Annotated in this window: 25 protein-coding genes; 10 read left to right on the top strand and 15 right to left on the bottom strand. The window is 37.8% G+C overall.

Annotation, left to right across the window (positions count from 1 at the left end):
* Positions 1-68 precede the first annotated feature (68 nt).
* A complete protein-coding gene (gene htpG / locus GY065_RS03420) occupies positions 69-1,967 on the bottom strand; it encodes a molecular chaperone HtpG (RefSeq protein ID WP_174833076.1) in 1,899 nt (632 codons plus the stop codon).
* 214 nt (positions 1,968-2,181) lie between these two features.
* A complete protein-coding gene (locus GY065_RS03415) occupies positions 2,182-2,721 on the bottom strand; it encodes an NAD(P)H-dependent oxidoreductase (RefSeq protein ID WP_174833075.1) in 540 nt (179 codons plus the stop codon).
* 104 nt (positions 2,722-2,825) lie between these two features.
* On the opposite strand from GY065_RS03415, the gene GY065_RS03410 reads away from it, so the two are divergent.
* Entirely contained in the window at positions 2,826-3,218 is a 393-nt protein-coding gene (locus tag GY065_RS03410; protein ID WP_084563738.1) for a helix-turn-helix domain-containing protein, read from the top strand.
* Positions 3,219-3,247: 29 nt separating this feature from the next.
* Here GY065_RS03410 and GY065_RS03405 read toward each other — a convergent pair whose 3' ends face one another.
* From GY065_RS03405 to GY065_RS03390, 4 genes are all read right to left on the bottom strand, one after another.
* Positions 3,248-4,000, bottom strand: coding sequence for a T6SS immunity protein Tli4 family protein (locus GY065_RS03405; RefSeq protein WP_194241822.1), 753 nt, complete (start codon positions 3,998-4,000; stop codon positions 3,248-3,250).
* 121 nt (positions 4,001-4,121) lie between these two features.
* On the bottom strand, positions 4,122-4,313 hold the full coding sequence (locus GY065_RS03400; RefSeq protein ID WP_174833074.1) for a hypothetical protein: 192 nt from the start codon (positions 4,311-4,313) through the stop codon (positions 4,122-4,124).
* Between the two features lie 10 nt (positions 4,314-4,323).
* Positions 4,324-4,572 (bottom strand): hypothetical protein, encoded by a 249-nt coding sequence (locus GY065_RS03395; RefSeq protein ID WP_174833073.1) that lies wholly within the window; start codon positions 4,570-4,572, stop codon positions 4,324-4,326.
* Positions 4,573-4,655: 83 nt separating this feature from the next.
* Complete coding sequence (locus GY065_RS03390) at positions 4,656-4,841, bottom strand: hypothetical protein (protein WP_084563879.1); 186 nt, start codon at positions 4,839-4,841, stop codon at positions 4,656-4,658.
* Between the two features lie 155 nt (positions 4,842-4,996).
* Here GY065_RS03390 and GY065_RS03385 point away from each other — a divergent pair, with 155 nt between their 5' ends.
* The 6 genes from GY065_RS03385 (at position 4,997) to GY065_RS03360 (ending at position 9,446) form a co-directional block, all read left to right on the top strand.
* Complete coding sequence (locus GY065_RS03385; protein WP_174833072.1) at positions 4,997-6,097, top strand: conjugal transfer protein; 1,101 nt, start codon at positions 4,997-4,999, stop codon at positions 6,095-6,097.
* On the top strand, positions 6,097-6,576 hold the full coding sequence (locus GY065_RS03380) for a low molecular weight protein-tyrosine-phosphatase (protein ID WP_025330324.1): 480 nt from the start codon (positions 6,097-6,099) through the stop codon (positions 6,574-6,576). Before GY065_RS03385 ends, GY065_RS03380 begins: the two co-directional genes overlap by 1 nt.
* Positions 6,577-6,746: 170 nt before the next feature.
* Positions 6,747-7,475: a YebC/PmpR family DNA-binding transcriptional regulator gene (locus GY065_RS03375; protein WP_174833071.1), complete on the top strand. Its 729-nt coding sequence runs from the start codon at positions 6,747-6,749 to the stop codon at positions 7,473-7,475.
* A 63-nt stretch (positions 7,476-7,538) separates the two neighbouring features.
* On the top strand, positions 7,539-7,748 hold the full coding sequence (locus GY065_RS03370) for a hypothetical protein (RefSeq protein ID WP_025330322.1): 210 nt from the start codon (positions 7,539-7,541) through the stop codon (positions 7,746-7,748).
* Positions 7,745-8,128: a VanZ family protein gene (locus GY065_RS03365; protein ID WP_174833070.1), complete on the top strand. Its 384-nt coding sequence runs from the start codon at positions 7,745-7,747 to the stop codon at positions 8,126-8,128. Before GY065_RS03370 ends, GY065_RS03365 begins: the two co-directional genes overlap by 4 nt.
* A gap of 1 nt (position 8,129) precedes the next feature.
* Entirely contained in the window at positions 8,130-9,446 is a 1,317-nt protein-coding gene (locus tag GY065_RS03360) for an aminopeptidase P N-terminal domain-containing protein (RefSeq protein WP_174833069.1), read from the top strand.
* Between the two features lie 74 nt (positions 9,447-9,520).
* On the opposite strand, the gene hslO is transcribed toward GY065_RS03360, so the two are convergent.
* Entirely contained in the window at positions 9,521-10,435 is a 915-nt protein-coding gene (gene hslO, locus GY065_RS03355; protein WP_174833199.1) for an Hsp33 family molecular chaperone HslO, read from the bottom strand.
* 711 nt (positions 10,436-11,146) lie between these two features.
* Here hslO and GY065_RS03350 point away from each other — a divergent pair.
* Entirely contained in the window at positions 11,147-11,428 is a 282-nt protein-coding gene (locus tag GY065_RS03350) for a hypothetical protein (RefSeq protein WP_174833068.1), read from the top strand.
* Between the two features lie 25 nt (positions 11,429-11,453).
* Positions 11,454-12,002: a DUF3829 domain-containing protein gene (locus GY065_RS03345; RefSeq protein WP_174833067.1), complete on the top strand. Its 549-nt coding sequence runs from the start codon at positions 11,454-11,456 to the stop codon at positions 12,000-12,002.
* A 242-nt stretch (positions 12,003-12,244) separates the two neighbouring features.
* Here the strand turns inward: GY065_RS03345 and GY065_RS03340 are convergent, their stop codons facing one another.
* Both GY065_RS03340 and GY065_RS03335 read right to left on the bottom strand, forming a co-directional pair.
* Entirely contained in the window at positions 12,245-12,412 is a 168-nt protein-coding gene (locus tag GY065_RS03340; protein WP_174833066.1) for a hypothetical protein, read from the bottom strand.
* Positions 12,413-12,497: 85 nt separating this feature from the next.
* The gene (locus tag GY065_RS03335; protein WP_202984030.1) at positions 12,498-13,001 is read right to left on the bottom strand and encodes a DUF2778 domain-containing protein; all 504 of its coding nucleotides are present in this window, start codon (positions 12,999-13,001) and stop codon (positions 12,498-12,500) included.
* A gap of 541 nt (positions 13,002-13,542) precedes the next feature.
* On the opposite strand from GY065_RS03335, the gene GY065_RS03330 reads away from it, so the two are divergent.
* A complete protein-coding gene (locus GY065_RS03330; protein ID WP_174833064.1) occupies positions 13,543-14,385 on the top strand; it encodes a class II glutamine amidotransferase in 843 nt (280 codons plus the stop codon).
* A 263-nt stretch (positions 14,386-14,648) separates the two neighbouring features.
* Here GY065_RS03330 and GY065_RS03325 read toward each other — a convergent pair whose 3' ends face one another.
* The 6 genes from GY065_RS03325 to GY065_RS03300 form a co-directional block, all read right to left on the bottom strand.
* The gene (locus tag GY065_RS03325) at positions 14,649-16,010 is read right to left on the bottom strand and encodes a sodium-dependent transporter (protein WP_041879162.1); all 1,362 of its coding nucleotides are present in this window, start codon (positions 16,008-16,010) and stop codon (positions 14,649-14,651) included.
* A 198-nt stretch (positions 16,011-16,208) separates the two neighbouring features.
* Positions 16,209-17,012, bottom strand: coding sequence for a carbon-nitrogen hydrolase family protein (locus GY065_RS03320; protein WP_174833063.1), 804 nt, complete (start codon positions 17,010-17,012; stop codon positions 16,209-16,211).
* A gap of 174 nt (positions 17,013-17,186) precedes the next feature.
* Complete coding sequence (locus GY065_RS03315; protein WP_174829940.1) at positions 17,187-18,281, bottom strand: acyl-CoA desaturase; 1,095 nt, start codon at positions 18,279-18,281, stop codon at positions 17,187-17,189.
* A 19-nt stretch (positions 18,282-18,300) separates the two neighbouring features.
* A complete protein-coding gene (locus GY065_RS03310; RefSeq protein ID WP_244621484.1) occupies positions 18,301-19,395 on the bottom strand; it encodes a sterol desaturase family protein in 1,095 nt (364 codons plus the stop codon).
* A 662-nt stretch (positions 19,396-20,057) separates the two neighbouring features.
* On the bottom strand, positions 20,058-20,567 hold the full coding sequence (locus tag GY065_RS03305) for a Fur family transcriptional regulator (protein WP_174829938.1): 510 nt from the start codon (positions 20,565-20,567) through the stop codon (positions 20,058-20,060).
* Positions 20,568-20,577: 10 nt separating this feature from the next.
* On the bottom strand, positions 20,578-21,330 hold the full coding sequence (locus GY065_RS03300) for an SDR family oxidoreductase (protein ID WP_174833062.1): 753 nt from the start codon (positions 21,328-21,330) through the stop codon (positions 20,578-20,580).
* Positions 21,331-21,733: the final 403 nt, after the last annotated feature.

The raw sequence follows: 21,733 nt of genomic DNA, 5'->3' as shown, positions 1-21,733 counted from the left end.
AATTTTTATTAATGAATTGAAAGAGCTGCTTTTATGAAAGCAGCTCTTTTGGTCTGATAAAAACAATATTACTGATTTAGTGTCAGCAATAAATGATTCATGCGTTTGACAAATGCCGCCGGATTTTCCAGTTTACCGCCTTCAGCCAGCAAAGCCTGATCATATACCAGCTCAGCCAGTTCATTGCGCTGTACTTCGTCCTGTTCACAAGCAATTTTCTTAATCAAAGGATGATCCGGATTGATTTCCAGTGTTGGTTTGGTCTGCGGAATTTGACCAGCTGCGCCGGAAGCTTCCAGCATTCTTGCCAGATGCTGGCTCATATCATGTTCACCAACAACCAGACATGCCGGACTTTCTGTCAAACGGGCTGTGGCACGAACAGCGTCAACTTTATCACCCAGAGCAGTTTTAATCTGCTCTACCAGTTCCTTATTGTCTTCTTCTGTTTTAGCCTGGGCTGCTTTTTCTTCCTCATCAGCCAGATTACCTAAGTCCAGTGAACCTTTGGCTACACTTACCAAACCCTTGCCGTCAAATTCAGATAAGCTGTTTACCACCCATTCATCCACACGGTCAGTCAGCAGTAGTACCTCAACACCTTTTTTCAGGAAAATTTCCAGATGCGGGCTATTTTTAGCAGCAGCATAACTATCAGCAGTAATATAGTAAATTTTTTCCTGCCCCTCTTTCATCCGACCAATATAATCAGCCAGAGTAACATTTTGCTCACTACTATCATTATGCGTAGAGGCAAACCGGCATAAACCGGCTATTTTGTCTTTATTAGTGAAATCTTCAGCAATACCTTCTTTCAGTGTATTACCGAACACCTGCCAGAATTCAGCATATTTTTCCGATTGATTTTTCTTCAGATCTTCTAAAAGAGACAATACTTTTTTAACACTGCCAGAGCGAATTGCATCCAGATCACGGCTTTCCTGCAAAATTTCACGGGATACATTCAAAGGCAAATCGCTGCTGTCGATCACTCCGCGAATAAAACGCAGATAAGAAGGCATCAGCTTTTTCGCATCATCCATAATGAATACACGTTTTACATATAACTGTACACCATGCTTGGGTTCACGCTCATATAAATCAAATGGTGCATGTTTTGGAATGTACAGCAATCCGGTGTATTCATGCCGTCCTTCCACACGAAAATGTGTCCACGCTAAAGCATCATCATAATCGTGTGATACATGACGATAGAAAGTCTGGTACTGCTCATCGGTAATTTCATTTTTCGGCCGCTGCCATAAAGCCTGAGCCTGATTAACCACTTCCAGCTCATCTGAAACTTTTACATTACCTTCTTCATCATATTCAGGCGCTTTCTTCATATAAATCGGCACAGAAATATGATCACTATAAGTCGTTACAATCCGGCGCAGAGTCCAGTCAGACAACAAATCTTTTTCATCATCTTTAAGATGCAGAATTACATCTGTACCACGGGCAGACTTACTAATCGGTTCAACAGTAAATTCGCCGTCTCCTGCACTCACCCAGCGTACAGCTTGATTTTCTGCAGCACCTGCCCTGCGGCTTTCAACAGTTACCTTATCAGCCACGATAAAAGCAGAATAAAAACCTACACCAAACTGCCCAATAAGATTGGCATCTTTTTTATCGTCGCCAGTCAGTTTTTCCAGAAATGCTTTGGTACCGGATTTAGCAATGGTACCCAGATGTTCAATAATATCGGCTTCAGTCATACCGATACCATTATCAGATACAGTAATGGTTTTAGCTTCTGCATCAGCAGTAACCTTAATCCTGAATTCTGCATCATCTCCCAGCAAAGAAGCATCATTCAGAGACTCAAAGCGCAATTTATCGCACGCATCGGCAGCATTGGAAATCAGTTCCCGCAAAAAGATTTCTTTATTGCTGTATAAAGAATGAATCATCAACTGTAACAACTGTTTTACTTCAGTCTGAAAACTGTGTGTCTGTTTCATAATTTTCTCAAAAGCCCAAATATATGATTGTTGTCAATTTAAAATATGGGCAGCACATTTCAGTTTCAAGCTGGATAGTCATATGTTTGCTTGTTGTACAGCTTTTGCCGCAAGCACAAAATATCAGACAAATATCAGTATTACATTTCAGACAAAACTAACCAGACTTAGCGTCTGGTTTTTTATGCCTAAACCGGTCGATAAAACTAAAACGTTATTTTCCCTGCCTGATTCTATCAATCAAATTCAAACTATGTTGATGCGCTTTATCCGCAATAGTTTGCTGACTGAGCCCAGACACTGTTGAAACACCGTACAGCAAAATAGGCTCAAGATAGACCATCTGAGCATACTGTGCTGACTGCTTAACAGGTTGTAATAGATCATCCATCATAAAGTGGCCATTTTGCTGAAAATTTTGTTCAGGCTGCCCAATAGTTAGACTAGGTAATAATTTTTTACCTTTTAATTTATCACCTTGTGAACCATAAGCAAAATTATAGGTAAAAACTTCATCAAACCATATTTTTAAAATTGCAGGCATGTTATACCAATACATTGGATACTGTAACGCAATAAAATCGTGCCGTAATAATGCCGCTTGTTCAGCTTTAACATCGATATTGTAATTAGGATAGTACTGATGAATATTGCGAATTTCACTATTTGGTAAGTTTTGACTTACCGTGTCAACGATTGTCTTGTTAGCAATAGACTGTGTTGTATTGGGATGAGCCAATATGATTAATGCCATAATATGTCCTTGTTATTTAAACTATCAATTTTATAGTTGGTATAAATAGTTTACTTAAAAATTATTTTATGACAATATCTATCAAAATAGATAGTGAGGTCATAATGGGAACAAAAATCAAATCAAGTAAAATCATTTATAATGATAAATATTATGATTGCCCAATCAGCATGGCGATGGATTTAATTGGTGGGAAATGGAAAAGTGTGATTTTGCATTACCTTAAAAACGGTGAGAAACGTTTTAATGAATTACGGAAAGATATACCTGCAATTACCGAAATGACATTAAGTCTACAACTTAAACAATTGGAAAAAGATCGCCTGATTACCCGTCAAGTATTTGGTGAAAAACCACCAATAAAAGTCATTTACGCACTAAGTCCTTTAGGCCATCAAGTCTGTCCTGCGTTAGCCGAACTATGTTCATGGGCACTTACAATTGCGCAACGAAATGATGAAGACATCTCTAACTCAACGGCACAAAATATTCGTTAAATTTTTATCATAATAGGTTTAATGATCAATTATTGCTCTGTTGCTCTTCGTTTAATTGAGGCTTCAATTTTTTTTGCTAGTTCATATATCTCATCTTTCGTCAGTGGAGTTTTGCCTTTGGATTCGCTCTGTTTGCCGATTACTGACATAATTAACCATGGGTAATTTTTTGAACTTTGTTTAACTACTGGATCATATTCGACAATACTATAGTAACCGTAATCAGACGGAGCGTTATCTTTATAACGTATTTCCACGAAGCTTGCTAATCCTTTTCGTCCATCCATCTTAATATCTCGATACTTAAAGGGAAAGCCTAATAATTTGATATTTTTAATGTTATCATTATTAATATCATAATTCGTATTCCAAAACAGATTGATTTCATCTTTGCTGCTAAAGCTCAATGAATTAGTAAATGACCATGTACTCTCTGAAAATGAAATTACAATATCGGGATGTTCATTTAAGCGGAAAGAGACCGTCATATTAATTGGCATCGTTTTATCATTACCAGCAACAAAACCATAGGGTATACATTTCCCTGCTTCTTTAGGCACTTCAAACAGTTCTCGAGTTCTAAAATTATTGATAATTGATTTGGCATTTTGTTTGTAAAATGCAAAATCTTTTTCCTTACCTTGGTAACGTTCATTCGAATAGAATGTATAAATTCGTTCATTGGCTATTAAAGCTAGATTACTAGCATAATCACTATAATATCCAACTAATTTATTGTTATTATTTATATTTTTAATTTTATACTCATATTTAGATTTCAATCGTTCATCATAATCGCTATTTAATTGGTTAACAATATTTTGTAGAATTTTTTTGTTAAATTTACCATCAGCAATATCTATATTATTACGATTATAATTAAACGTAGAAAGAATAGCCCATTTACCGTCTAAAAATAGTTTGGATAATTTGATCTAGGTTGTAATAACGCTCAATCGGAAAAAGAGCGATTTCAATATTATCTGGAAGATCAATAGAATAAGATCCAATGCATTCTGGTTTAAATGTTAAATCAGCAGCCTGTGTAATACTGCTGATAGTCATACAACTTGTTAATAAAATAGCTTTTTTCATATTGTTATCCTTATGTTACTAACCGGATATGGTAAGGAATGGCATTATTTTCACCTTCAGTCCAGTGAATGGGCAACAGGGTAATATACCCTTTGATTTGTTGTAATTCAGTAAATTGATTAATATCGTAGTTTTGCCAAAAAACAGGATTAAATGGCATTTTTAATTCTTTTTCAAAATAATACTTGATCGTTTCGTCTTCGAGCATGCTTTTCTTTTGACGTACTTCAGATTTAATTTTAGAGTCTCCATTTGCCATTTCCATTGTTTTATTGTATTTTTCCTTAACATAATTATCTAATTTTTTATAATCTAAGTCTGGCCATATTGATGCAAAAGATCTTACTTTAACTTCTCTATTTTTTTATAAAGATAATTACTTGGGATAAATGGAAAAATCGATTCATAAATATCAGCGTTCGCTTTAGCTCTTGATTGAATGGCTTTTACACTACTAGCCAGTTCAGGAACTTCAATAGCTTGCTCTAAACCTTCACCATATAAACTTTGCCAAATTTGTTTGCGCAATTAATAGGCAAAGGTTCTAACGGATATATTATAGTGTAAAAACTATAAGCCTAATGCATATTTAACCAGATGTTGTTTTATGAAGGGAGTTTTATTGATCATATTTGTTACAATAGAATATTTACTAAGTCTACTAAATAAAACCGATCAACATCATGAACACCCATCATTGTTTGCCTGATACCCGCGCATTTCCTACCGATCAGGTTAAAAACGAACTGCTGCTGCATGCAGCCAGTCTTGTAACACCTACATCAAAAGCACTAACTACCCTTGCCCGTGAGAGCCTGCAAACTGAAATCAGCCGTATGCTGGCACAAAATCACTATACCAATCTTTCAGTAGCACTGGCTATGGCGGCCAATAGTGATATTTACAATGCACTGTGGAACAGTATGGAAACTGTATTACAAGCACGTAATCAGACAGAAGTACAATGGTTGGCTTTGTCCGTAATAATAGTAGGTGGTGCTAAAGAAAATATCTCTCTGCCAGACAGCATACCCGCAAAAGCCATTGCTGAAATCTTCAAAAACCGTCCATGGTCTGATGAATGGAATAAAATTCAATGGGCATCTCATCTTGTGAGTGATACTACCCTGACCCATATCAAAGCCAGTCAATGGTATGCTGCTAAACAAAATCAACAAATGGCCGCAGATTTTCTTGGTCAGTTACCTAAAACACCACTAATAGTTGAAAGCGGACAATCAGTACAGGTTTTTTATGCCCTTGGTTTTTCCGGACCAGACATTCAATCTGCCCTTAACTGCAATCTGGCAGATACTGCCCTGCCGCTCATGCAAGTCTGGCAAACTCATCTGGCTACAGCCGGTGCTACGCTGTTTATCAACCCGCTTGCGCCACAATCACCATTAAACGCCTTACGCTCTGGCAGTGCCATGCGTCTGCGAATGGCCTGTGATGTCTTTACGACTAATGCTATCCGAGCGATTCGCCTGCAAAGTCCACGGGTTGGCGTAGTTATTGCTGCTCAGGAAGGCGGGAATATATTATTTGGCTTCAACGCAACCGACAGTGTATTTGAACTTCAGCCACAAATTTTCCGCTGGCCACTAACACAGGCAGACAACATTGACAGCATAATACAAAATTTCATTGATCTGCTGGCTGAGTGCCATGTTGAAAATATTCGCCTGTTACATGAACCAATCAGTGCACAGGCCCAATTGCCTAGTTATGCCCAATCTATCAATATGGTCGGGCATAACCCACTTTTTCCACGGAGTCACTGATGGCTGCAACTAAAGTATTATTTGTCTGTCTGGGTAATATCTGCCGTTCTCCCATGGCAGAATACATTCTGCGCGACCTGGTAACAAAAAAAGGTCTGAGTGAACAGATTGAAATTGCCAGCGCCGGTACTTCGGGCTGGCACAATGGTGAAGACATGCACTCAGGCACCAAAGAAATTTTGCATGCAAAACAAATCAGTACTAATGATTTTCAAAGTAGTGAAGTAAGGCCGGAGGATATTGCCATTTACGATCATATTATTGCTATGGATGATAAAAACCTGCAAGACTTATCCCGTATTTTTGGGTGTAGTCGTCCGGATAAAGTCTACAAAATTACCGATTTATTACCAGACAGCGAATATGACTACGTACCAGACCCTTATTTCAGCGGTAATTTTACAGAAACCTGCACCATTATCCATGCCGGCTGCGAGGCATGGCTCAAATACTGGCAAACCTCAGCAGGCAAACAGTAATCCAGATTACCCGCCGTTTATACTATCCGGATAGAATCTACTCAATAAAAGAGCAATATGGTAAAATTAATACCATATTTCAATTATTTGATGATATTAAAACTTGCCAAAGCGCTCAGCTTTGGCATTGTTTTGGTATGTAAAATCAACACAGCAATAAGGAATTTAAAATGGCAGGACATAGTAAGTGGGCCAATATCCAGCATCGTAAAGGTCGTCAGGATGCCAAACGCGGCAAAATCTTCACCCGCCTGATTAAAGAAATTACCATTGCAGCCCGTCTGGGCGGTGGCGATCCGAATGCCAATCCACGCCTGCGTCTGGCAATGGATAAAGCCACTGATGCCAACATGCCCAAAGATAATATTCAGCGGGCAATAGATAAAGGTACAGGTAATCTTGAAGGTGTTGAATATGTAGAACTGCGTTACGAAGGTTATGGCATTGGCGGAGCGGCAGTAATGGTAGACTGCCTGACCGACAATAAAACCCGTACCGTAGCCGATGTACGCCATGCCTTCACCAAACATGGCGGCAATCTTGGTACAGACGGCTCAGTAGCTTTTCAGTTTGTTCATCAGGGCTATTTACTTTTCAGCCCGGAAGTGGATGAAGATACTCTGATGGAGGCTGCTCTCGAAGCAGGTGCTAAAGACGTTATCGTACAGGAAGATGGTTCTAAAGAAGTCATCACCGAGCCCTATCAGTACAGCAGTGTTAAAGAAGCACTGGAAGCAGCGGGTTTGCACGCGGCCGATGGCGAAGTAACCATGCGTGCAGTTAATGAAACCGTTCTGCAAGGAGCAGAAGCTGAAAAAATGCAGCGTTTACTAGACGCACTTGAAGATCTTGATGATGTTCAGAACGTTTATACTACAGCCGTATTGGAAACTGAATAAACATAAAACGGACTGTTACTCAGTCCGTTTTTATCATTAACTGCATATTATTACCATTGATTCATGCAAGCTATAACCGAACTTTTTCAAACAGCTTCTGCCGGTGAATGCGCTGAAATTTTAGATTTCTGGCTCAACGAATGCAGCCTTGATGAAGCACCAGATGTACATACAGTAAAATTATGGCAACAATTGTTTCAACAACGCGGCAGTAAATTTAACCGTCTGGCTACCCTGTGTCAGCAATGGCTAATTGAAACAGACTCATTATGAAATTATCATGGATGAATAAATGGCTGTTCCTTGCCGCCATCTGGTTTCTGGCCAGCCTGTATTTTTTATTCTTCAAAGCAAGCGGTAATCCGGTACCTATTCCGCAATTTGATAAAATCTGTCACTTTGGCTTATTTTTCGGCCAATTCTGGCTCCTGTCCAAATCCTGCTTCAGTGCCGGCATCACAATTCCGCTACGCCTGTTAATTATAACTGCCATTATCTGGGCTGCTTCCAGCGAAATTATTCAGGCGCTGTTCACTAAACGTGAGGGCGATATAATGGATGCAATGGCCGACCTCATCGGTGCCACACTGGCACTTTGGCTGGCTCGTCAAATACAAACAGCTCGCCGCAACAGCAGCAGGGAGAAATATTAAAATGGATATTACCGTTTACCAGCAACGCCGTCAGACTGTACTGAATAAAATCGGCGAAGATGGTATTGCTATTATATTTGCCGCTCCGGAACAACGCCGCAGTAATGACACAGAATATCCCTTCAGACAGGATAGTTACTTTCATTACCTGACCGGTTTTCCTGAGCCCGGAGCAGCATTGATACTGAATGGACGTGAACACACTTCCACTCTTCTGTGCCGCAATAAAGACCCTGAACACGAAATCTGGAACGGTTTCCGTTATGGTTATACAGCTGCACGAGAGCAATTTGCTTTCGATTCAGCCGATGATATCAACCAGTGGCCGGTTTTGCTTAAACAAGCACTGACTGGTCACCGACGACTCTTCGCATTGTGGGGACTATATCCTGAAAATGACCCTAAGCTCATTGAATTATGGTATGAAGTTGCCCGTATAGCCAATTATCGCAGTGCCAATGGCAGTACGATTGCACCTGACAGCCTGGTAAATCTGGCCAGCATCCTTGATCCGATGCGTCTTATCAAAGATAAACATGAACAGTCGATCATGCGCATTGCCGCAGAAATCAGCGCACAAGCTCATATTCGTGCCATGCAGACTACTCGTGCCGGTCAGTATGAATATCAGGTAGAGGCAGAAATTCTGCATGAATTCATGCAACGCGGAGCACGCTATCCATCGTACAACAGCATAGTTGCCGGGGGCAAAAATGCCTGTTGTCTGCATTATGTCAGCAATAACTGTCAATTGCAGCAAAATGATTTACTCATGATTGATGCAGGTGCCGAATACCAGATGTATGCTGGTGATATTAGCCGCACCTTTCCCGTCAGCGGGCGTTTCAGCAGTGCACAAAAAGATATCTACGATATAGTACTGGCTGTTAACCAGGCGAGCATTACCTCTACTGTAAAACAAGCAAACTGGCAGAATATCAGTGCTACAGCCATCAGCATGCTAACCCAGGGACTGATTGATCTGGGCATACTCCGTGGCAGTCTAGAGCAGAATATTGAAACTCAGACTTATCGGCGTTTTTATATGCATGGGCTTGGACACTGGCTCGGACTGGATGTTCATGATGTTGGTGGCCGTTTTGACAGCAATGAACAGCCTATTTTGCTTCAGGCGGGAATGGTAACGACCATAGAGCCTGGTTTATATATCAGCTCAGCAGATGATATACCTCAGGCATTTCATAATATTGGCATCCGCATTGAAGACAACGTTCTGATTACAGAAACCGGTAATGAAGTACTCACTGCTTCTGTACCTAAAACTACCGCAGAAATCGAAACATTGATGCAGCACTAAATCAGAATCTGATCAGTATTAGCCATTAAAATAGCCGGATAACATTTATCCGGCTATTTTTTATCAATGTACTTTTAATGATTAAGCTGACGTGCGGCCAGTTCCTCCTGCGCAGTAGCCACAATATCAGTACCAAACAAAGAATTCACATCTGCCTCATCAAATACATAGCGTGCATGACAAAAATCACAGTTCACCTCAATACTACCCTGCTCCGCTACAGCCTCACCTACTTCCTGCCCGCCAAGCAATAGCAGCATATCGCCAACCTTAGCGCGCGAGCAGGTACAGGAAAATTCAACATTCTGTGGTGTAAACACCCTTAGCTCATGCTCATGAAACAGCCTGAATAACAATGTCTGCACATCCAGCCGCAACAACTCATCCACCGTAAGCGTCTCAGATAAAGCTGATAACTCTGTCCAGCTATCTTCATCTATATCCTGTTCGGGTAACTTTTGCAGTAATAGACCGCTGGCATGATCATCATCCGCAGCAAGCATAATATACGTAGCCAGCTGTTCGGAACGCGCCATATAATTCATCAGCATCTGAGCAATACTGCTACCATTAAGCTCGACCATACCCTGCCAGGATTCACCCTGTGAGGGCTGCAAAGTCAGTACAAACATTCCTCCTTCGCCAAGTAAATCTACCAGTGTCATATTGTCATCAATGACAGCAGATTCATCCCAGCGTGCTGTTGCCCGGCAGGTTGCTGCCGATGTAGCTTCCGCCACCAGCATTTTCAAAACGCCCTTACCCTGCACCTGTACAATCAGATTACCGTCAAATTTCAGATTACTGGCCAACAATACCGCAGCTACAGTCAGCTCACCCAGAGCCTGATGAATTGCCTTAGGATAGATTTTATTTTCTGCCACATGCCGCCATACCTGCTGCAAATTCACATGCAGACCACGTACAGGGCAGTCATCAAACATAAACCTCGTTAACTGATCGGCTTGCACCATCTTATTTTCTGTCATCATTCCAATCCCGGCAAAATAATCAGACAATATGCTTCCGTCAGTGAAAAAATCAAGTCAGATGGTTTTTAGCCAGAATCATAATTCTCTGATTAGTTATCAACTAAACCTAGTATTACATAGGTGAAAATATAATTAATCTTTAATTAAAAGATATTGATATTATTTATATAATCATTTATTACATTCAGATTTATTTAATATTTATTTAAAAATATTTATCAAAAAATATAGTGATACTTAAACGCAAAATAAATTACTAACAGGAAATCCATTAGATCCATACATAAAAAAAATCGGATAATAAAAGAGCACTCAGATATTCACTAAACAATTTATGCTCAATGTTTCTTCTATACAACACAATTTTTCATAAATTTGTTTAACAGAAATCATCCCAAGATGAATGGATTAGTCATTTATCAATTTTATAGTTAAATTTTATTATTTAATCACATAATTGTTATATTTAATATTCATTTATCATTATATATAATGCGCTAATCAATAATGACTGTTATAAATTAAGTATCAGTTGGTTGTAATGATAAATCTAAACAAAATTCAGCTGATAAGCAATCCGAAGCAGCAGAACAAACAGACCCAGCATCGTCTCATTTAAAAAGAAATAAATCGACTGATGATATTGAACAAGTATATGCAAAAGCAGAAAAAGCAAATCTTTGGTTAAGTATTTTTAATAATTAAATTATGGATGTAGAGAATAAGTTAGATATACGGATTTATTCGTCCAATTTAAACTATATAGAATCTAAGGCTAAAAAAGTATTAGATTTATGCGGTGATAAAAATAATACATGTAATTTACAAACCATCCAAAAAGATCCGGGCGTATATTTAAAGATAATGAGTGGTCATGAACGTATTGATGATAAAGCAATAAATAATTACAACACACTTATTGAAAAATTGATAAAACTCCAGCCTCAATTATCTGAACTAGATGCAGCTGGTAAAGTATATACTGAGTGATATAGTAATTTAGCTTTGTCTTTAAATGAACTATATAAATTATTATAACAATGAATATAAGCTTGATGACTGTAAAAAAGAACCAGAGCTACTTAATAATATAATAAATGCATATGGTGAATTTATTTCAGCAAAAATGGCTGCTAGTGCTGCTTATCATAAATTTTATAAAGAAACTCATGATATACAAAAATTAGATATAAAAAATCAAGGTTTAACATTTAAATATAATTGCATAGATATGATGGATTCAATAAATGAAGTTGTTACCTTGATTAATGAGAAATCTGAAGAAAAAAATCAATTCAAAAATCTGGATAAAGCGGCAGTTGAACAAAAAATTCAGCAAATAGAAGCCATTGCTAATCAACTAATGACAATTAAAGGAAAGGATGAAGAAATTAAGAAGCAAGCTTTAAATGATATTTACTATGACAGATTTGTGGATTACTTACCCCAAATCATTAATCAGATGAAAATTGTCATAAAAAAATTACATGATAAAGATATTTATCAAGAGATTGATAGATTAAATGATAAAGAAAAATCATTAATAAAAAATATAATGATATAATCAATTAATTGATTAAAAAACAGGCGGTGTAAAATTTATACCGCTTGAATATGAATAAAGAGACTGGATTAACTTTCAAGTAACTGTTTATATTAATCGACAACATAATTAAATTGATTTCTACAAATTATTAGTTAATCAACTCTAGCTTAAAATTTACTAAAGCATTAAAAATTTAAACCATAACTTTTACTCATATAGTTTATAAAAAGATTTTTATTAAATTAAACTTAAAAATTATGCTAACTATGAAAATTAACGAATCTTTTTATACAATAAGTAATAATAAATGCAGCCAATAAAGGAATTCCAAAAACCACCCAAAACCCAGCCGGATCTAATTCTCCATCAGCCAGCGCAATTCCTGTTGAGTTCAATATTCCATCGATATAAAATGATATTTTCTCCATTAACTTCCATAAAGGATTTATAAAGAATATTAGTGATAGCAAAATAATATAGATAAATATAAATAAAATAATAAAAAATACTAATTTACTCTTTACACTTGGCATAATCAGTACTCCCTGTAACTATAACGTTTCCATAGGCCAAGATTTTATTTTTTATCCTCATTTTTTGTGTAGTAAGAAGGGCGCTTCTTAGCTCTTGGAAATCAGAAATATTTCGAAAAGTTATACATCCCCATGACACGCCTGAACCATCCGGACGTAATGGATGCAATCTAAATCCCCCTCTTTCAACGCCATTGACAAATAAAGAGTCACTCATTGTAATATCATTATATAATCCAAACCATTCCCTATGATTTGTTCCATTTTCCCAATCTTTGTATAATGCTATTGCCTCGCCATAAATACTACCAAAAGGTCTATCCACAATCCAATAATTTCCAGGTGGCAGAGCTGCATTTATTTTAAAAGCACATTCTGCAATATTTGTCATTGGAGAAGCACCTGAAAATACATCAAATTCTCCTACATTTTTACATATTAATTTAATATATTTACCATCTTTACTTACATTATTATAATTCATTTCGCAGGAAATCATTAAATATTCTCTTATAAAATAAACCAATAGATAACTTGAATGTAATTATACAATAAAAATTAACAACAATTAATCTTAGTTAAATATTAGCATAAAATTAAGTAATTACTTAATTTTAAGTTATAATTTATCTATCAATAATAGAAAATTAATTTATAAAATTTAATAAATCCTAATCATTTATATACTAAATAAATAATATCAAAAAACCTCTAAACCTAATAATTTTCAAATCACAGCATTCATTTAAAATTATTTTTTCATCCACATTTAATAACTATTACCATCTTTATTTTTTATCTGCTTTTCTTAAATAGCTTCAACATAACAATATATATCTTTCTAAGAATTATTTGTATGCATTAGCTTATTTCCCTGATAGCATTAAGGCTGATATCACTATAGTTAGCGTTTTGCAAAAGGATTTATATTTATAAAGCAGGAATTAATACAATCACGATATATAATCTTTATTTGGTGAAATATGAAAAATTACATTGTTGATTTATCTATGGAGAAATAATACATGTGCCAGTTGTTAGGCATGGATTGCAATACCCCTACTGATATTGTCTTTTCTTTTGAAGGTTTTCGTTTGCGGGGAGGTCTCACTGACAGCCATGCAGATGGTTTCGGCATTGCTTTTTTCGAGGGGCACGGAGTGCGCCTGCTTCAGGATGATAAGCCTTGTGCCAGCTCACCTGTCGCAGATTTGGTGCAGCAATATAAAATCAAATCGGAAAATGTAATAGCCCATATTCGCAAAGCTACTCAGGGACAAGTGCATTTAGTAAATACACATCCGTTTGTACGCGAGTTATGGGGAGAATACTGGGTGTTTGCACATAATGGCAATTTGCGCCGTTTTAATCCTTCTGAAGGTGAATATTTCAACCCAGTAGGCTCTACGGATTCAGAACAGGCTTTTTGCTATCTGCTTGAGCAGCTACGCCAGCACTTTCGTCACAAGCCTTCGCGAGAAGTTTTATTTAATGCTATAGCAGAAATTACTGCTGAGCTGCGTCAGTATGGTTTATTTAATTATATGCTTTCGAATGGTGACTGGTTAATTGCCCATGCCAGTACCCTGCTTTTTTATATTATCCGGCAGGCGCCTTTTGGTAAGGCTGTTCTGGCAGATGAAGACGTGGCTATTGATTTTTCCGCGGTTACTACACCACATGATCGTGTAGCAGTAATTGCCACATTACCGCTTACCTGTAATGAGCAGTGGCAACAACTGGCGGTTAATGAACTGGTGATGTTCAGCCAGGGAGAAATTGTTTTGCGCGATTGTATCCAGCCGGCTCAATATATGAGTGTAGAAGATGGCCTGGCCATCGCACGCAAAGCCGGCGTTAGCATGTAACAGATTAAATTGAACTAAGAAACTAAAATTTCAGAAAATCTGTTATTAACTGAACTATCTTATGTTATTTATCCAGAATGGATTTAAACCAGATTAAAGCATAGTAACAATTGCAGATATTTGATGTAAATCCAAATATTTATTAAATATCTATATCTGTTTTCAAGCATTTTCTATAGTAATTAGTGAATCCATAAAAGAAAATCCCGGATAATTCCGGGATTTTTTGTTACTCAGATATGAGAATATTAACTATATATTGATTACATAAATCCATAAATCAGAATTGCTATTACAGCTATCGGAATAACATAACGGCATAGCACTTTCCAACAAGCAAATACAGCCTGGCCTAAATTCAGCTCCTGACGAATTCTTTCCTGATTCATTATCCAGCCGGCAAATACAATGGTGCCAAGACCGGTTAATGGTAACATAAGCTTACTGGTCAGATAATCGAGAGAATCAAATATATTTTTACCGAAAATTGTAATATCCTGCCACTCATTAAAAGACAGCAGGCAGGCAATACCCAATGCCCAGATAAACAAACTACTTACTAAAGTCGCTGATTTACGTCCCAAATGAGTTTTTTCTTCCAGTAACTCAACTGTCGGCTCCAGCAATGAAATTGAGGAAGTCAGGGCGGCGAAAGTCAGGAAAATAAAGAATACAACACCAATAATAGTACCACCGGCCATATTGCCGAAAGCGATAGGTAAGGTAACAAAAATCAGACCCGGACCTTCGCCCGGTTGCAGACCATTGGCAAATACCAGCGGGAAAATGGCCATACCGGATAACATGGCAACAATAACGTCCAGAATAACTACAGTACGTGCTGTAGAAATCAGATTCACATCTTTACCCAGATAGGAACCGTAAGCCATCATAATACCCATGCCCAGAGACAGGCTGAAAAATGCATGCCCCAATGCCGCCAGTACTGCCTTACCGGTAATAGCAGACCAGTTAGGAGTAAATAGGAAAGCAAAAGCCTTACCAAATGAAGGTCCGCTGACAACAGCCGCATAAACCACCAGACCAATTAATAAAAGACCCAGCCCCGGCATCATCACTTTACAAGAACGTTCCAAACCGGCACCTACACCCATGGCTACAATCAAGGCGGTAGCAAACATGAAGACGGTATGCCATGTAAGTAAATGGCTTACACTACCAAGAAATTGCTGGAAGACCTGACCGGTTCCTTCGCCATTTAAACCTTTAAAAGTACCAGTACCGGCAAGAAAAATGTAATCAGCAGCCCACCCGCCAATAACACTGTAAAAAGAAAGAATCAGGAATGAACCAAGTACACCGATAATACCTACCCAGCGCCATGATTTAGATTGTCCTTCATCAGCAGCTACATCTTCCATGGTATGAATCGGATTTTTCTGCCCGCGACGGCCAATCAGCCACTCAGCCACCAGAATAGGCAAACCAATCACAAACATGCAAATCAGGTAGGTAAGCACAAATGCAGAACCGCCCATCTGACCGGCCATATAGGGAAATTTCCAGATATTACCCAAACCAACTGCTGAACCTGCTGCGGCGAGCATAAACCCCATCCGCGAGCTCCACTGAGAATGCGACTTTTTCTTTGTTCCGCCACTCATCGCTACTGCCCCTTACTTCTTAATTCAAACTTTAATCAATAATCATGCCATGAATCGCATTTTTGGACAAGAAATGATTGTGAATGTACCATTTTTGAAACTATTAAGCCCATTATTCAGACATTATGTCCAAATATTGGGCTTAAATATGGATTAAATTCAGGCTGGTTCAAAAAATACTAACTTAAAAAAACATATTTACAACAGTCGATGCTGTAGTGCCGGTAGCTTAGTTCGTACTGATTGCAGAAATTCAGTATCCAGCTCTGCACAAATAACCCCCTCTCCTTCTGGCAAAGAAGCAAGGATTTCTCCCCATGGATTAATAATCATACTGTGGCCATATGTACGGCGGCCATTCTGATGCTGCCCACCCTGTGCAGACGCCAGCACATAACACTGATTTTCAATTGCTCTGGCAGTTAATAATGTGTTCCAGTGTGCCTTACCCGTGGTATAAGTGAATGCTGCCGGTAACACGAGTACTTCAAACGGAAGCTGGGCACGGAAAAATTCAGGAAAACGTAAATCGTAACAAATACCCTGTGCCACTGCGATATTATCAATTCTCAGCTCCGGTACATCCATGCCTCGCAGTATTGTATCGGCTTCTGCGTAAGACTCATTGGCACCAGTGTAACCAAACAAATGCATTTTATGGTAGAAACCCAGCAATTCTCCTGAGCATCCGTACACCAGCATGGTATTAAATATTTTGGTTTTATCCGTACTTTGTAAAGGTATGGTACCACCAAATAATATGATCCCCAGTTCAGCAGCAAGAGTTTTCAAAGCTGTTTGCAATTGCCCATCTCCAAAAACCTCAGCTATAGCTACTTTATCTGTTTCGTCTTTACCCATTATCGGCCAGTATTCAGGTAATACTACCCACTCCGCACCCTCAGCAGCTGCCTGTTGCACCAGTCGTTGCATTGTGCGCACATTCTCTGCTACCTGAGTACCAGATACCATTTGCACTATAGCTACTTTTACATTCTGCATCAGTTACTCCCGAATTTTTATCCTCAGCTATGCTCTTTATAACCGTAACATAGCCGTCTGGCAAATTATTCTCGTTTCAACAAGATTATCTGAATTTTGGTCTTAATTTTGTAAGCGTTGGCAGATGCGGATTTATTTTACTTTGATTAGCACGGATAACAGCAAATATTACGACTAATTTTCTCGATAATTGCTTCCCATTTTCTTTAGAAATTCCTGTTGGGATTTAAACAGACCGATTAAAGATAAAGCCTGATACGAAATATTGAATTGCTGTGCTATATCCGCCACAATAGGAGTCAGCTTATGATAATGCCGGTGGCTAACACCGGGATATAAATGATGGGTTAAGTGCAAATTCAATCCGCCCAGCCAATATTCAAGCCAGCCATATTTTAGATGCCAATTGAGCGTTGTGTTAAAAGCATGCTGCAAACGTCCATGCATAAAATATCCATTTTCCGGCGCCTGATAGAAAGTAGCTTTAGCCCAATGGCTACCTAAAATCAATATGACAAATATCAAAGAAGAACACATTTGACTTAAACAATAAACCAGTACAATCCAGCTAAAATTGAATTGTGGACATACCCAAGCCGGCAAAATGAACGCCAGTAAAATATGTACCCATTTAGCTAGTAAAAATACCATCCATCCATTCCAGCCCTGGCTAGTAAATTTTTTAACATTGAACTTAAGACCTAATCTGTCCTGCCAGTCAAAACACCAGACAATTGCCGGAAATGTCATTGCTGCTACTATTGGCCAATAATAATGCTGATAGCGCATAAACCAATAATGTACCTGAAACGGAGTTTGTCGCAACACTCCGTTATAATCAATATCTAAATCGTAGTATTCAACATTAGTGTAAGGATGATGTTGAATAACATGACGAACACGCCAACAGTCTGGATCAATACCCAGGGGAATGGTAATAAGACAATTTAACCATTTATTTGCTCGTCCGGAACGGAAAAAAACATTATGCGAAGCATCATGTACTACATTAATAGCCAGCAGCAGCGCAAAGGTAATATAGCAAAAATAAAATAATGAAAACCAAATTACTGAGCTTTGATGTAATGCCGTAATATAGCTTGCAGCACAAAACAGACAAAGTATTGCCAACTTGAACTTCATACCCCTGTCAGCATAGCGATGATCTTGATGTGTAGTCAGATATTCTTGCAAAGCATCATTAAGAGCTTTTTTTAAACTTTTATCCTGTTGCGAATTGTATTCAAGTTCTCTTAATTCAGATCTCATATTTTATCCGTACTCGGCTTTAAGGTTCGATTACAGGCAAAGATTTTCGATACACTCTTATCCAGTTAATGAAAATAATGATGCCATGTATGCTCAGCAGTGCCATAGTAATTTGCCAGTAGGTCTGATGCCATTGAAATCCATACAAAAATAACAAAGGCATAGTTATAGTTAATATTATCCAGCCTATTATTCCCCACGGGCGACCTTCGGACATCGCGCCCAGAAAAATTGTTCCACCAGCCAGATAAGCAAATAATATATATTGAGTTAAACTAATATCGTTCAGACCGTACCCATATGTATAGATATAACTAATAGCTAAAATAAACAATGCTGTTGAACCTAAAGTCATGAGTAAATTTGAAATAACAAATTTGTTAGGAAACGAAGAAGGTTGAAAACGAATTTTAAATATTTGCATAAAAGGAAAATTACTGGCCAATAACGGATTAAATGTTTTCACACCCGGAGAACCATAATTAACCGTACCTTCCGGCATTTCCGCATAGCTACCAAATAATTTATCCCATATAATAAATGAACCACCAAAATTGCGATTAGAATAATATCTGTCATTAATATGATGCACACGATGATGATTGGGCGTGACAAAAATTTTCTCTAAAAAGCCTAGTCGGGGTGTGAAATCATTATGATTAAAAAACTGGATAGAATAATGTATCATAGAAACTGCTAAGAAGATTTCGGTAGGTAATCCGAGAAAAGCTAAACCAACATTAAACACAGCAGACAGTAAAGAAGAGTACCAGGAATTTCTGACCGCCAAGGATAGATTAAAATTTTCACCCTGATGATGAATTAAATGAACAGCATATAACAAACGAAAAGTATGTAATAAACGATGCTGCCAGTAAAAACAAAAATCCCAGGCAAAGACGGCAAATATCCATATATAAAAGACTGGGGTTGAAGAAAATAAATTTAAACTACAATTTTGATAAACATAGGCATAACATAAAATTTCCAGGCCTCTGAATAACCACAAAACAATATGCCCAGAATTTAAATTGAAGATAATATCAAGCCAATTAATATTCTGCTTTTTAATCCATTTCAATAATATTGCTTCAATATAGATACAAACCAGCATAAAGATAATAGGAAATGTCAATGTATTCATTCTGCTTCCAATAACTTAATTGGTAAAATATTAACTGTTATTTATTAATCTATATTCCCTGTTAGCTACCGTAGTTCAGCGTTTGCTTAGAATCAGATCAAATAATAGTTATAATCTTTTAAGAATTAAATTCTAAAAGTTCAAAGACAGACTTCATAATACAGATATTAAAATTAGATACTTTACTCTAGATCAAATTTTCTAATTTTATTTATCATAAAAAAACTTTATTTAACATTTATTTTAAATGCTGGCTTATAATCGGATATGACAATATCGCTTTCAATCCTATTTAATTATTACAGGATAGCATGTCATACAATAAATAATGGAAATAATGTCAGACGCAACAATCTAATGTAATCTATATTTGTTTTTCTTTATTACTGTTTGGACACAATTTATTCCGTTAGTAGGATATTTGCTATAACAATAAAATTTAGTGCATATAGTTTTCATTCAACATTATAAAACGCCATCCGGATAGGTAACTTCACTTAGTTCCTTGAGAATGTATAGGTAATAATGTTGTTTAATTAACCATTTTTTCACGAATAATTCGGCGTTTCTTATGCATAAAAGATAAAGGAATGGTTTCAACCGTTTTAAGAATCCAAAACTGACAGGATAACTTATTTAAAGTTTTCATTTTGAGTACGACACTGGCTACACATACCAGTCAAAACAATATGTTCATCATTAAGTATAAATCCGCTATCAGCTACCCTCTGTCGTAAAGCTACCCATTCCGGGCTCATACTTTGTTCATCCACTGCTCCGCACTGATTACATACCAGCACAAAATCACTGTGATGAATATGATCCGGCTGGCATTGTTCACCACAATCATGCTGAGCATGCCGACATAATATATAGCCATTAATCGCCGGAATTTTGTGCAGAATACCTTGTTCTGTCCAAAAATCCAGTGCTCTGTACGCTGTCGGTGGGGCAATTGTGTTGTGACTACTTTGCTGCATATGAGCCAAAACCTGATAAGCTTTAATCACTCCGCTCATGCTCAGCACGATATCCAAAACCTGTGCGCGCAACTGAGTAATGGTTACACCTTGTGCTTCACATTGAGCCAATATGCGCGTTTTCTCAGTGGTTCTTGTCGACCATGCAAGTTTATCCGTCATGACTCAAACCTCAAGCCAAATCACGGGTTACATTCAGACCGGCGAAGGTTTGTGATACCGGCATAATTTCAATATGGTTAACATTCATATGTACCGGAGTCTGATACAGCCATAATATGGTGTTGGCAATATCTGCCGGTTGCAGATAGCTGATATTTTCATATACGGCAGCAGCCTGTTTATCATCGCCGCGAAAGCGTACATTGGAAAATTCAGTATCACCGCATAAACCGGGGGCAATATTGGTAACTCGTATGCGTGTACCAGCCAGGTCAGTTCGCAAATTCAGGCTGAACTGGCGTACAAAAGCTTTGGTAGCACCGTAAACATTGCCACCTTTATATGGCCATGAGCCAGCAGTAGAACCCAGATTAATGATATAGCCGCTATTTTTAGCTACCATACGTGGCAATATTTGCCGGGTGACATAAGTTAAACCCAGAACATTGGTATGAATCATGGTTTCCCAGTCAGCAAAGTTTGCTTCCTGAGCCGGCTCCATGCCCAGCGCCAGCCCGGCATTGTTCACAAGTAAATCAATATCCGCCCAAGTACCCTGTAAGGAGGCTAATGCATTATCTACACTGCTTTTATCGGCTACATCCATTTGTAATGGTAAAAACTGTGCACCCAGTTCTGTCTGTAAATCTTGCAGCTTATCCAACCGCCGTGCGGCACCAATAACATGGTAACCGGCATGAACCAGCACACGACACATTTCTGCGCCAAATCCTACAGAAGCACCTGTAATTAATATTGCCATGTCAGTATCTTTCTCTGTTTAAAGATAACACCTCTATTTGTCCCTTATGAGATAAGTCAATATTTATTCGATTTCCAATATTATGGTATTACATTTCTATTTTGCTACGACCGAGTCTTGTTTATCAACCGGTGACATCCATTCATTCATACCTCAGGAATATTTATCAGTCTCAGAACCAATATTTTACACTGATGATTAAGCTTTTTACTCAGTACTATTCTCGGAAACTATGCCTTGCTCATTATTTTACAAACAAAAGATGCAGACGAATCAACTGACTCATTTATAAAACGCTATTAATCATATCTGTTAAATTACTTTCAGTTGCTGATGTTAATTCGTTATGTCTGGCTTTCTATCATGTTCATTAACTGCTTTGACAGTTACATTACGATATAAA

The organism is Snodgrassella sp. ESL0323 (assembly GCF_013346865.1).
Lineage (GTDB): Bacteria > Pseudomonadota > Gammaproteobacteria > Burkholderiales > Neisseriaceae > Snodgrassella > Snodgrassella alvi.
Note: the sequence above shows the minus strand (reverse complement) of the source record. Positions and strands in the feature narration are given on the sequence as shown.

Bases quoted from the DNA above. Each gene is read 5' to 3' on its own strand.
- GY065_RS03325 (WP_041879162.1), bottom strand. From the start codon at position 16,010: ATGAGTGGCGGAACAAAGAAAAAGTCGCATTCTCAGTGGAGCTCGCGG.
- GY065_RS03340 (WP_174833066.1), bottom strand. From the start codon at position 12,412: ATGGAGAAAATATCATTTTATATCGATGGAATATTGAACTCAACAGGA.
- GY065_RS03320 (WP_174833063.1), bottom strand. From the start codon at position 17,012: ATGCAGAATGTAAAAGTAGCTATAGTGCAAATGGTATCTGGTACTCAG.
- GY065_RS03415 (WP_174833075.1), bottom strand. From the start codon at position 2,721: ATGGCATTAATCATATTGGCTCATCCCAATACAACACAGTCTATTGCT.
- GY065_RS03375 (WP_174833071.1), top strand. From the start codon at position 6,747: ATGGCAGGACATAGTAAGTGGGCCAATATCCAGCATCGTAAAGGTCGT.
- hslO (WP_174833199.1), bottom strand. From the start codon at position 10,435: ATGACAGAAAATAAGATGGTGCAAGCCGATCAGTTAACGAGGTTTATG.
- GY065_RS03360 (WP_174833069.1), top strand. From the start codon at position 8,130: ATGGATATTACCGTTTACCAGCAACGCCGTCAGACTGTACTGAATAAA.
- GY065_RS03395 (WP_174833073.1), bottom strand. From the start codon at position 4,572: ATGGCAAATGGAGACTCTAAAATTAAATCTGAAGTACGTCAAAAGAAA.
- GY065_RS03345 (WP_174833067.1), top strand. From the start codon at position 11,454: ATGAACTATATAAATTATTATAACAATGAATATAAGCTTGATGACTGT.
- GY065_RS03350 (WP_174833068.1), top strand. From the start codon at position 11,147: ATGGATGTAGAGAATAAGTTAGATATACGGATTTATTCGTCCAATTTA.
- GY065_RS03370 (WP_025330322.1), top strand. From the start codon at position 7,539: ATGCAAGCTATAACCGAACTTTTTCAAACAGCTTCTGCCGGTGAATGC.
- GY065_RS03385 (WP_174833072.1), top strand. From the start codon at position 4,997: ATGAACACCCATCATTGTTTGCCTGATACCCGCGCATTTCCTACCGAT.
- GY065_RS03335 (WP_202984030.1), bottom strand. From the start codon at position 13,001: ATGAATTATAATAATGTAAGTAAAGATGGTAAATATATTAAATTAATA.
- GY065_RS03315 (WP_174829940.1), bottom strand. From the start codon at position 18,281: ATGAGATCTGAATTAAGAGAACTTGAATACAATTCGCAACAGGATAAA.
- GY065_RS03380 (WP_025330324.1), top strand. From the start codon at position 6,097: ATGGCTGCAACTAAAGTATTATTTGTCTGTCTGGGTAATATCTGCCGT.
- GY065_RS03400 (WP_174833074.1), bottom strand. From the start codon at position 4,313: ATGAAAAAAGCTATTTTATTAACAAGTTGTATGACTATCAGCAGTATT.
- htpG (WP_174833076.1), bottom strand. From the start codon at position 1,967: ATGAAACAGACACACAGTTTTCAGACTGAAGTAAAACAGTTGTTACAG.
- GY065_RS03310 (WP_244621484.1), bottom strand. From the start codon at position 19,395: ATGCTGGTTTGTATCTATATTGAAGCAATATTATTGAAATGGATTAAA.
- GY065_RS03305 (WP_174829938.1), bottom strand. From the start codon at position 20,567: ATGACGGATAAACTTGCATGGTCGACAAGAACCACTGAGAAAACGCGC.
- GY065_RS03300 (WP_174833062.1), bottom strand. From the start codon at position 21,330: ATGGCAATATTAATTACAGGTGCTTCTGTAGGATTTGGCGCAGAAATG.
- GY065_RS03410 (WP_084563738.1), top strand. From the start codon at position 2,826: ATGGGAACAAAAATCAAATCAAGTAAAATCATTTATAATGATAAATAT.
- GY065_RS03330 (WP_174833064.1), top strand. From the start codon at position 13,543: ATGTGCCAGTTGTTAGGCATGGATTGCAATACCCCTACTGATATTGTC.
- GY065_RS03365 (WP_174833070.1), top strand. From the start codon at position 7,745: ATGAAATTATCATGGATGAATAAATGGCTGTTCCTTGCCGCCATCTGG.